Annotated in this window: 1 protein-coding gene (only partly in view); it reads right to left on the bottom strand. The window is 38.1% G+C overall.

Features of this window, described 5'->3' with window-relative positions:
• On the bottom strand, nucleotides 1-12413 hold the 5' portion of the coding sequence (locus tag J2772_RS12065) for a non-ribosomal peptide synthase/polyketide synthase (protein WP_209916961.1). The gene continues 31792 nt to the left of window position 1, outside the view; only the first 12413 of its 44205 coding nucleotides appear in the window; its start codon is at nucleotides 12411-12413; its stop codon lies off the left edge, out of view.

The following is a 12413-nucleotide window of genomic DNA, read 5'->3' as shown; positions in this document are numbered from 1 at the left end:
GGAACAAGATCATCCGGCTGAAGATCATAGGTTAAGTTCAGATAGTTAGCAAGGCGGTTTGCACGTTCATTAAGCTCTTTATAAGATAAGATTACATCCTGATATACCAAGGCTATACGATCTGGTGTTTTAGCTGCCTGAGCTTCAAACATATTTTGGATCGTTTTACCTGTTGGGAATTCAGTCCAGGTATTATTCCAGTCTGTTATTATTTTTTTCTGATCTTCTAAGGTGATATAAGACAGATCTTCGGAAGCTATTTCAGGATTTTCCAACAGCTGGTTCAGAATGGTTTGCATGCCTTTAAGAAGCTGATTCATCATCTTTTTCTCAAACAGATGCCCTTCATAACTTACCACCAAAGAAACCTTCTCATCCCGCTCAAAAGCTGTAACGCCGAGCGGATAATCCAATCTTTCTACTGCATCCCTGAATACAAATCCTAGTTCGTTATTATTTTCTCCCTGAGGAACAGGATAGTTTTCATAGACAAATAAACTGCTGAAAATTCTACGCCCGTCACGTTGAAGACTTGCCAGGTTAATATCGCTATGGCTGTTAAGCTCACTGATATGATCCTGAATCTTTAATATATGATCTTTTATTTTACCTTCTTCATGAGTAACAATTAATGGTAGCGTATTGATATAAAGTCCTGCAGAGGATTCTATTCCATCAATAGGGAGATTTCTTCCGGATATGGTAGTTCCTACTACAGTAACTTCCGAATGACTATAAATCTTCAGCTGGTTATGCCATAAATACTGCAGGACAGCATTCACGGTAAAGCCATTTGTTTGGGTAAATTCTTTTAATTGTTGATACTGCTCTCCTTCGATCAAAAGTTCTACATCCTGATGATCTTTGATATGTTTATAAATACCCAGCTCTGTATGTCTTTGGCTTTCCTTCAATAAATTAGTCAGATCCTCCTGATCTTCAATCTGATCCATATAGCTTTTCCAGAAGCTGCTGCTGATTTCTTTTTTTTGCTGCAGGTATTTTTGGGTATCTGTGTACGCTGTATCTGCAATAAGTTCAGGCTGATGATTTTTGTTCAGTTGAAGATATGACTCGTGAACACTGTTCAGAATAACAGGCAAGCTCCATCCATCCAGAATCGCATGATGGTTGCTAAGCAAGCAGCTGTAATGGTTTTCTCCTCGTTTGAAAAGATAAATTCTGAAGAGGTTTCCTTTTGACAAATCATAAACCTCAAAGCGGTCTTTTTGTGTTATTTCTTCAATCAGGGCACTCTGAGTCTCTTCATTTATTCCGCTGATATCCTGATATCTCCAATCCAGATTGCCTTTTTTATCGATAACCTGAACGATTTCTCCATTCCAGTTAAATCTTATTCTGAGTGCAGGATAACGTTTTTGTGTCAGTTCCCATGATTTTTTCAGCTTTTCAGGACTAATATCTGCAAGATAGTCCCAAATTAACTGTACTCGGTAAGCATCATCTGTTTCACCCTGATTTAAAGCATGGTATACAAACCCTTCCTGTAAACTGTTAGCCAAATAAACTCCTTCAATTTCACCTTCCTTCTGAAGGTCTGCAAGTTGACCTTCTTCAACAATATAATCTGTATCGGATGGAGTAAGGAAGCTCCTGTTTGCCTGGGAAAGGCGGTTAACAACTTCCTCTATTTTTGTTTTAAAAGATTTTGAGAAAAGGCTGATCTGGTCATCTTTCAGATAACCTGCAACCTTAAACTGAAGTTTACCGTCTATTACTGCACCATTGATACTGATATAGTAGCTGTCTTTGTTTTTATTCCCAATATTTAAACCGCTATCTTCTGCGGCAATAAACCAGCTTTTTTCTCCGGTTTCCTGATCCAGTTGTCCCAGGTAATTGAAACTGATTTTAGGCAATTCCCGTTCTGTATAACCTATTAAACTACCGTAACCGATTCCGTTGTGAGGAATGCTTCTCAATGTTTCTTTAGTCTCAACTACAGTATCTGCCCAATCATCACCTTTCTTTAAAAGCACCGGATACATAGAAGTAAACCAACCTATTGTTTGTGTAATATCAAGATGATTGAATATTTCTTCACGCCCGTGGCTTTCCAGCACAACGGAGTGATTTTCATGTCCTGTTAATTCTGAAAGTGAAAGAGATAATGCAGAAAGCAGCACATCATTGATCTGTGTATTGTAGACATGATGAATGCCTCTGATTAACTTTTGGGTGGCTTCTTCGGATATAATCAATTGATTCTCCTGGTAATTTTCACCTATGAAATCTTCCAGATTTCTATTATTCTCTTCAACTGTATCTGCAATTGTATTCCAAAATAAATGTTCCTGTTCCTGAGATTCTGATCCGTAAGTTTTTACAGCTTCTACCCACTGACGGTAGCTGGTTCCTTTGGTATGGGATGTAATGGATCTTGTATCTCCTTTTTCAAGGGATTGATAAATATTTTTTAAATCTTCGGTGATGATTCTCCAGCTTACAGCATCAATAATCAGGTGATGAAATGCAAAATAAATCCTTGCACTACCATCCTGATAACCATCAACATATCCGACATTATATAACGAGTCCCTTTCAATATTAAAATGAGACTGCCAATCTGTAAATACCTTTGATAATTCTTCCTCGTTCAGACCTGAAACATTAAGGTAGTTGATTGAAGTAACTTTTGTTTCTCCATACTGTTGAAAGTATTCTCCATCTTTAATCTGGTACTGAAGTCTAAGGGCATCATGCCTTTCGATCAGATATTTTACAGATTGTTCCAGCAGTTCTTTATCAAGTTTTGGAACATTGATGAGGAATGCCTGATTCCAATGGTTGAAATCTTCCAAATATCCTGATTCTATCTGACTGAAGAACCATTCCTGAATGGGTAAAAGTGGAACTTCACCCTGTAAGAATCCTTGTTCTGAAACGATATGAGTTTCCTCTTCTTTATTTTTATTCTCTATCAGTAAAGCCAGCGAAGCGGTAGTACGGGCAGCAAAGACTTCTTTAACGCTCAATTTTACCGCCAGCTGCTGACGGATTCTGCCCACCAACTGAATGCTGATGATACTGTCTCCGCCCAGTCTGAAGAAATCATCATGAATGCTGATGCTGTCTGAAGGAAGGCCTAAAACCTCTCCGTAAATCTGACATAATTTTTTCTGCAACTCCGTTTCCGGAGCTGTATATTCTTTATTTCCTTTAAAATCTGGTTCAGGCAACGCTCTTCTGTCTAATTTTCCATTGATTGTCAATGGGAAAGACGTTAAATGAACAAATGCTCCCGGAACCATATATTCCGGCAATGACTCGGATAAAAACTCGGAAAGAAGCGTTGAATCTATAGGTTTTTCAGAGACATAATAGCCAGCAAGGTATTTTAAGCCTGCTTTATTCTCCTTAGCCAATACTGCTGACTGACGAATTCCAGGATAGGTTAACAGCTTATTTTCAATCTCACCCAATTCTATTCTATATCCACGGATCTTTACCTGAAAGTCATTTCTTCCGATATATTCCAGCTCACCATTCGGTAGCCAACGTACAAGGTCTCCTGTTTTATACAGACGTTCATTCTCTCCTTTTGTTTTTTGATCTAAAGTTTGGAAAGGATTGGCAATAAAACGTTCCGCTGTAAGTTCAGGTCTATTCAGATAACCTCTTGCAATTCCAGCTCCTCCAATGTATAATTCTCCCACTGCTCCTACCGGAATTGGTCTTAAGTTTTGATCTAAAACATAAACACTTATATTCCCAATTGGACCTCCGATATTTAATGGATTTTCATCCTCATTATAGTGGTGTAAAGTTGCACATACGGTACTTTCTGTAGGTCCATAAGCGTTAACCAGATCAACTCCATGCTTTTTGTACAGAGCCATTACCTGCGGATTGGTGATGTCACCGGCAACCAAAAGTGTTTCCAACGGAAGAATATATTCTTTGGTTAATAAAACCGGAGGAATGGTAGCAACCCTTATATTATTCTCTTTTATATATTGCTGTAATCCTATTAGATCCGTCTGAGTTTCTTTATTCAGAAGATGTATAGACTGTCCGTGCACAAGAGCGGGATAAAGCTCCGCTACATGGGCATCAAAGACATAGTTAGCATACCAGAGACAATTTTTCTGTGAAATAGGCTGCTCAGAAATGAATCCGTATTCTTTAGCATGTTGTTGTATCAGATTGGCTACTCCTTTATGCTCTATCAGTACACCCTTAGGCATTCCGGTAGTTCCACTGGTGTAAATTACATAGGCTAAATTATTAGTATTAACGTTGGTAACAGGATTGTTAACATCAAAAGTTTCAAGTGTTGCTTGAAAAACAACCTCATCTAAAGCAATAAGATCAACAGCGTTGTTTTCTAACTGTTTCATCGTACTTCTCTGTCCTAAAATGAAACTTGCTTTCGTATCCTGAAGAATGTGTTCAATTCTTTCCGATGGATAGGAAGGGTCCATTGGAACATAAGCTGCTCCTGTTTTTAATATAGCCAACATGGCCACCAGCATATTTTCGGAACGTTCCAGACATAAAGGAATCAAGTCATCCGGCTGTAGATCGTAAGTACTAATTAAATAATTCGCTAAACGGTTGGATCTTTCATTCAATTCCTGATAAGACCATTCAATATCCTGATACACTAAAGCTATGGCATCAGGTGTTTTTGCTGCCTGAACTTCAAACAATTGCTGGATCGTTTTATCAGAAGCATACTCAGAAACTGTTTCATTCCACCCTTCTGTGATCTTACTGTAATTTGTATCCTCCAGAAGGCTGAAATCTCTAATTCTTATCTTTTTATCACTGTTCTCTCCTATTGTAGCCAGCTGATCCAGAAGCAGAATATAAGTATCCTGCATTCTCAGAACTGTCTCTTTTTTGAAGAGAGAAGTGGCATAATTAAATATTCCCCTGATCGTTTCTTCTCCGTCATCAATCATGGTAGTCAAATCGAACTTAGCTGCCTGATAGTTGACTTCATCGTGCAGAGGAGTAAATACAGCTTCATTATCTGCATTCATTCCAAAGCTCTGAACTCCGAACATGACCTGAAAAACAGGGTGTTTTGAAGTATCCTGTTCTATATCCAGTTCATCCACCAGTTTTTCAAATGGAAGCTCCTGATAAGATTGGGCTTCTGTCACTGATTTTGAAATCTGAAGAATAAAGTCTTTAAAATGCTGCTCAGGATTGACCTTTTCTCTCAGCGCCAATGTATTTACAAAGAACCCAATCATATCCTCCAGGCCTTCGTGATGACGGTTTGCAATTGGACTTCCTACTACAATATCATCCTGGCCTGAATAGGCCGAAAGCATCATATAATATCCTCCCAACATCACGCTATACAAGCTCACTCCCCACTCTCTGGAAAGCTTTCTCAAACCTGAACCCACTTTCGGGGAAAGGCTGAAATGGGCTGTAGCTCCGTCATAAGAGATATTCGCCGGCCTTTTAAAATCCAAAGGCAAGCTAAGAGCTTCAAAGTCTTCAAGAATATTTTTCCAATAGCCGATCTGTTTCTCAAGTATCTCCCCGGTAAGGTAATTTCTCTGCCATAAAGCAAAGTCTTTATACTGAACCTTTAATTCCGGAAGCTGAGGGTTTTCTCCTTTAACAAGAGCATTATATATGGTTTGTATTTCTCTTAAGAACAAGTCGGCAGACCATCCGTCAAATGCGATGTGATGAACTACAGCCGACAGATAGTAATCTTCCTCCCATCTGAAAATGGTAGTTTCTACCGGAATTTCTTCTTCCAAACGGAATATTTTATGGGCACATTGATCTATGTTTTTCTCCAGTTCTTCTTTAGACCCAACTTCTACATAATTAAACTCAGGAACAAGATCTCTAACAACCTGATAGCCGGTTCCGTTTTCCGCTGTCCGGATCACAGAACGAAGCACTTCATGACGCATTACTATAGTCTCTAATGCTCTCTGAAGAACATTCAGCTGTATTTCTTTACCTAATTTGAAGGCCATTGGAACATTGTAGGCATTGCTTCCTCCTTCAAAGTTTTCAATAAACCATAATCTTTCCTGGGCAAAAGACAGTCTTTGTTCTTCCGGAGAAGAAATCTGTATTGGAACAATTGTTTCCTGAACATCAGTATCAACTTTACTCTCAATAAAATGAGAAAGAGATACTACTGTTTTATGGGTAAATACTACTGCAACTCCTATTGATATGTGCAACGCTTTTTTGATGCTGCTGATCAGTCTTATAGCCATGATGCTGTTTCCTCCCAGGCGGAAGAAATCATCATGAATTCCAATTACAGAAGTGTCCAGACCAAGGACATCTGAGTAAACCTGACATAGTTTTTCCTGTAATTCATTTTCTGGAGCTGTATATTCGCTGCTTATGGTAAATTCCGGTTCCGGTAATTGATTTCTGTCCAGTTTACCGTTAATGGTTAATGGAAGCTCTTCAAGATGTACATAAGCACTTGGAATCATATATTCTGGCAAGGTTTCTGCCAGGAGTTCTGAAATTTCATGAGATTCTATCGCAGAATCAGATACATAATATCCAACAAGATATTTCAGTCCTGCTTTATTGGTTTTAGCAAGAACTACAGACTGGCGAATTGCAGTATTTTGCTGCAACTTGTTTTCAATTTCTCCAAGCTCAATTCTATAACCACGGATCTTTACCTGGAAGTCATTACGACCAATATATTCCAATTCTCCATCGGCATGATATTTTACTAAGTCTCCTGTTTTATAAAGTTTTCCGTTCTTTTTGTGTCCTTTTTGCTCTTCTGTTTGAAGAGGATTTGGAATAAAGCGTTCCGAAGTCAGTTCAGGTCTGTTAAGATAGCCTCGCGCAATCCCAGCCCCTCCAAGGTAAAGTTCTCCAACAGCTCCTACCGGAACCGGGCGATGAATACCATCCAGTACATACACTGAAGTATTTCCTACGGCATGCCCGATCAAATGGACATCACCATGCTCTACTTTTTTGTAAGTTGCATAAATTGTAGCTTCTGTAGGACCATAAAGGTTATAAAGGCTCGTATATTCTGACCAGTATTTTCCGGTTTCATAATCGCATGGTTCACCTGCATACAGTAATCCTTTTAAGTCCGGATATTCAATGCGAGGAAGAACAGATAACATTACTGGAGGCAGATACGCATATGCTATTTGATGATTGAGTAAATATCTGCTTATTGAATCTGCATCTTTTTTAATGGTCTCATCCAATATATGCAGTTCATTTCCGTACAATAAGGCATTAAAAAATTCTGATACTGAAACATCAAATACATAGGATGTATAAGCTGTTATCTTCTCATTCTCACTGAAACCATATGCATCCCTTATCTGAGTTACCACATTTACTACACTTCTATGCTCTATCATTACTCCTTTAGGAACACCTGTTGTGCCACTGGTGTAAATGACGTAAGCAAGATGCTCTGAAGTAGTTTCAGTCTCAGGATTTTCAGCATTGCTCTTTTCAATAAGATCTCTGAAAGAAACCTCATCTAATGAAATAATACTCTTAGTGAGATCTATATTCTGAATTTTTTCAGCTATTTTTTCCTGGGTAATTATAATTTCCGTATCGGTATCATCCAGGATATGTCTTATTCTGTCTGCCGGATAGGCCGGATCCATAGGAACATAAGCTGCTCCGGTTTTCAAGACAGCCAGAATGGCCACAATCATATCTTCTGAACGCTCCAAGAATAAAGGAATCATATCCTCAGGCTGAGGATTATATGTTTTGATAAGATAGCTGGCAAGACGATTTGCTTTGGTATTTAACTCCTTATAAGACAGTTGTACATCCTGATATACCAATGCCGTACGATCCGGAGTTCTTAGCACCTGCTCTTCAAATAACCTGTGAAGTGTATGTGATTCCGGATAGTCTATTTCTAATGTGTTCTGATTCTCTATGATCTTTTTATGATCTTCCTTGCCTATCAAATGAAGATCACTTATTTTACAGTTTTCTTCTTTTTGATTTCTAAGGTTCACAAGCTGCTCAAGAAGAATCACATACGTTTCTTTCATACGCAGAATCGTATCTCTACTGAAAAGTGATACTGCATAATTGAATATTCCTCGTACTGTTGCTCCGTTATCATCGATCATCATGGTCAGATCAAACTTCGCTGTCTGATAATCAATATCCCCATCAAAAGGAAGAAGTATCGCTTCATCAGCATTGCCTGTATATATTCCGCCATCAAAGCTCTGGAGACCAAACATCACCTGGAAAATAGGGTGACGGGACATATCCTGATCTATTTTAAGTTCTTCTACCAATTTTTCAAATGGAAGATCCTGATGAGACTGAGCATCCATGACAGACTGGGAAACCTGTAGAATAAAATCTTTAAGATCCTGTTCAGGATTAATTTTTTCTCTTAACGCCAAGGTATTAACAAAGAAACCAATGATATCTTCAAGACCGGCATGGTGACGGTTGGCAACAGGGCTTCCTACAATAATATCGTCCTGCCCTGAATAAGCTGATAACATCAAAGAATATCCACTCAGCATTACACTGTATAAACTTACTCCTAAATCTTTTGAAAGCTCTCTCAGATCTGTTACAAGATCTGTTGGTATATTGAAATATTCTGTGGCTCCTTCGTAAGAGGTTTGTGCCGGTCTTTTAAAGTCCAATGGAAGATCCAGTGTCTGGAATCCTTCAAGTTTATCTTTCCAGTATTCTATTTGCTGATCGAGTGTGTCTCCTGTAAGATAATTTCTCTGCCATAAAGCAAAATCCCTGTATTGAATAGGTAAAGCTTTAAGTTCCGGTGTTTTTCCTTTTGCAAGGCTATGATAAATACTGTTGAATTCTTTGATAAAAATATCCGTAGACCAGCCATCAAAAGCAATGTGATGAACTACAACGGATAAGTATTTCTGATCTTTCCATGTGAAAAGGGAAACATTCAACGGAAGTTCTTCTTCTAAACGGAAAATTTTGTTATTGGCAATATTGATCTCCTTATCAAGCTCCTCTCTGGTATGAACACCCTGTACAGAAAGCTGAATATTCTGCTCTGTAACCATCTGATACCCTACTCCTTCTTCTGTTGAACAGATGATGCTACGCAATACTTCATGACGCTGAATCAATAGTTCAAAAGACTGCTGAAGAAGCTCTGCCTGAACGTGATTTCCAAGCTGAAATACCATCGGAATATTGTAAGCATTGCTTCCTTCCTCATATTTTTCAATAAACCAAAGTCTTTCCTGAGCAAATGATAAACGCTGCTCTTCTACGGAAGCAACCGCTACAGGTGTAATTTTGTCCTGTTTATCAATGTTATTTTCTCCACTTAATACCTCAGCAAGGGAAACAACCGTTTTATGACTGAAAACCATGGCTACATTAGCCTTTAGTTTCAATTCATACTGTATTTTGCTGATTAGTTTTATCGCCATGATACTGTTCCCTCCAAGACGGAAGAAATCATCATAAATACTGATGGTTTCTCTATTCAATCCAAGTATTTCACCATAGATCTGACATAGTCTTTCCTGCAGCTCATTCTGGGGAGCGGTATATTCTCTGTTTCCTGTAAATTCAGGCTCTGGAAGTTGTTTTCTGTCTAGTTTTCCGTTAACAGTGAGCGGAAGTTCCGTCAGTTGTACAAAAGCTCCGGGAATCATATATTCCGGAAGTGAACCGGAAAGAAATACAGTGAGTTCTTCAGTACTCAATTCATCATCAGAAACATAATATCCTGCCAGATATTTCATTCCTGTTTTGTTTTCTTTTACCAGTACTACAGATTGTTTTACACCAGGAAACTGGTGAAGTTTATTTTCTATTTCTTCCAGCTCAATCCTGTATCCTCTGATTTTTACCTGAAAATCATTACGCCCGATATATTCGATATTTCCATCTGGAAGCCATCGTACGAGGTCACCGGTTTTATACAGTTTACCTTCTTCACCTTGAATAGGATTATCTATAAAACGTTCAGCCGTCAGATCAGGTCTGTTAAGATAACCTCTTGCAATACCTGCTCCGCCAAGATAAAGCTCTCCAACAGCTCCTACAGATGCAGGCTGAAGATATTTATCTAAAACATAAGCCGTTGTATTTCCTACAGGTCGTCCGATAAGGTGTACATCTCCATGATGTACCTGTTTGTAAACTGCATAAATAGTAGCTTCCGTAGGCCCATAAAGGTTGTAAAGTTTTGTATACTCAGACCAGTATTTTCCTGTCTCATAATCACAAGGCTCACCGGCATAAAGCAGTCCTTTTAAACGTGGATATTCCACTCGTGGTAATACAGAAAGCATTACTGGAGGCAGATAAGCATAGGTTATTTCGTTGGAAAGTAAATATCTTCTGATAGAATCTGCATCTTTTTTAATCTCTTCACCCAATATATGCAGTTCATTCCCGTAGAATAGGGCATTGAAAAATTCGGAAACAGATACATCAAATACATAAGAGGTATAGGCTGTTATTTTTTCTCCTTTACTGTAGCCGTAAGCTTCCTGTACCTGTTCTACCAGATTCACTACATTCCTATGCTCTACCATTACCCCCTTAGGAACTCCTGTGGTTCCGCTGGTGTAGATTATATACGCAAGATTATCCGGACTTACATTCTTAGAAAGATTACCAGAATCCATTCCTGTCATTATATTTTGGAAATTGAAATCATCCAAAATAACAACATCAGCATCAGCCGTTTGTAACTTCTCTTGTGTTGAATGTTGAGCTAATATTATTTTCGCTCCGGTATCGCTAAGAATATGTTCAACTCTGTCTGAAGGATATGAGGGATCCATCGGAACATAGGTTGCTCCTGCCTTTAAAACGGCAAGAATGGCAACCAGCATATTTTCTGAACGCTCCAGACATAAAGGAATCAAATCTTCAGAATTAAGATAATAAGTCTTAACCAAGTAGTTTGCCAGGCGGTTTGCTCTTTGGTTCAGTTCATTGTAAGTAAGTTTAGTCTGGTTAAATACAAGTGCGGTATGATCAGGTGTTCTTTCAACCTGCTCTTCAAATAATTGATGAATTGTTCTACTCAAAACGGGACCTGAACCTGTATTATTCCAATCTTTAATTACCGTTTGGAATGCTTCATCTTTTAAAAGCTGATAATGGGTTATTAAATTTTCCGTTTTTCCTTCCAGTAATTCTTCAAGAATATCAATAAACAGCTTTTGATAAATTTCAGTAAAATTGAGTACCAATTCCTGATCAAGCACCTGATTTGCATATCGAACCTTATAATTAAGCTGTCCGTTTCTTACTTCCTGCTCGAATGATAGTTTCCCTACCAGATCGACGTTCAGATCACTGTTAATAATCACATCGCTAGCTCCCTCGTAATGAATAACCACATCTTTCAGACTGGTTTGTACAAATCCATATTCTAAAATATCTGATGTAGGAACGTAGCTGATCAGTTCCTCAACAGGAAAATATCTGGCTTTGCTTATTTTTAACTGATTAGTGTATTCTATATTCTGATCAATAAGATCCTGAAGTGAAGTGTCTTTATTGAATCTGTACCCTTTTAACACTGTATTGATATGAGCTCCAAAGATAAAATCCTGACCTTCCGTAATCCCAACCGGATAGTTAATCACAAGATTATCTACTCCTGAAATTTTGTGCAATAAGACAGCTAACACCAATTGTCCATACGTATAGGGTGTAAGTTTATATTTTGATGTTAATTGTCTTACTTTTGAAAAAGTAGATTCGGGAAAGCTGAATCGAAGTTCACTTATTGGGTTTTTAGGATATTCTAAATTCTTTTCTGAGGTTGATTCTGAAGATTTGTTTTTTAAAAATTTAAATCCAATATTTTCTACCTCTTTCAGATTGGTTCTCCAGAATTTTGACATTTCAGATTTTCCTTTTTCCAGCGTTTCTTCAAGCTGGATTCTTAGGTTTTCATATAATTTTTCCTGTTCTGTAAGGTTAACTGGATTCTCATATTCCGGATCGTTATAATAAGTACTCAGTTCTGTGTAAATACTGTTAGCACTCAATCCATCTACAAGGATATGGGAAAAGATATGGATAATTCTATATCCGCCATTGTTGAGTTTAATAGCATAAAATCTGGCAAGCTGATCATTTTCCAGATCAAAAGGCTGTAATGCCAGTTGCAGAACTTCTTCAGAATTTGGTTCCTGAGAAATAAAAGTTAATATCTGATCATCTTCCGAAAGTAAAGGCCTGCGCTTCCAAAACAGGTCTCCGTCTTGAGAGATCACATTGCTGTTGAGCAACAACTGGTTATTAACAAATCTTACTAAGCTTATATTGAGTCTCTGAATGTCTATAATACCAGACATCGACTGGTCAAATATAATATTATAATCGCTTCGGGAAGGGTTTAGCATCCATTCATTAAAAAAAATGGATTGGTATGGGGTGAGCTTCATAAGGAATGCTTCCAT

This window comes from Chryseobacterium jejuense (genome assembly GCF_017877355.1).
GTDB lineage: Bacteria > Bacteroidota > Bacteroidia > Flavobacteriales > Weeksellaceae > Chryseobacterium > Chryseobacterium jejuense_A.
The sequence above is the reverse complement of the archived record's forward strand: the minus strand, read 5'-3'. Positions and strand labels throughout refer to the sequence as shown.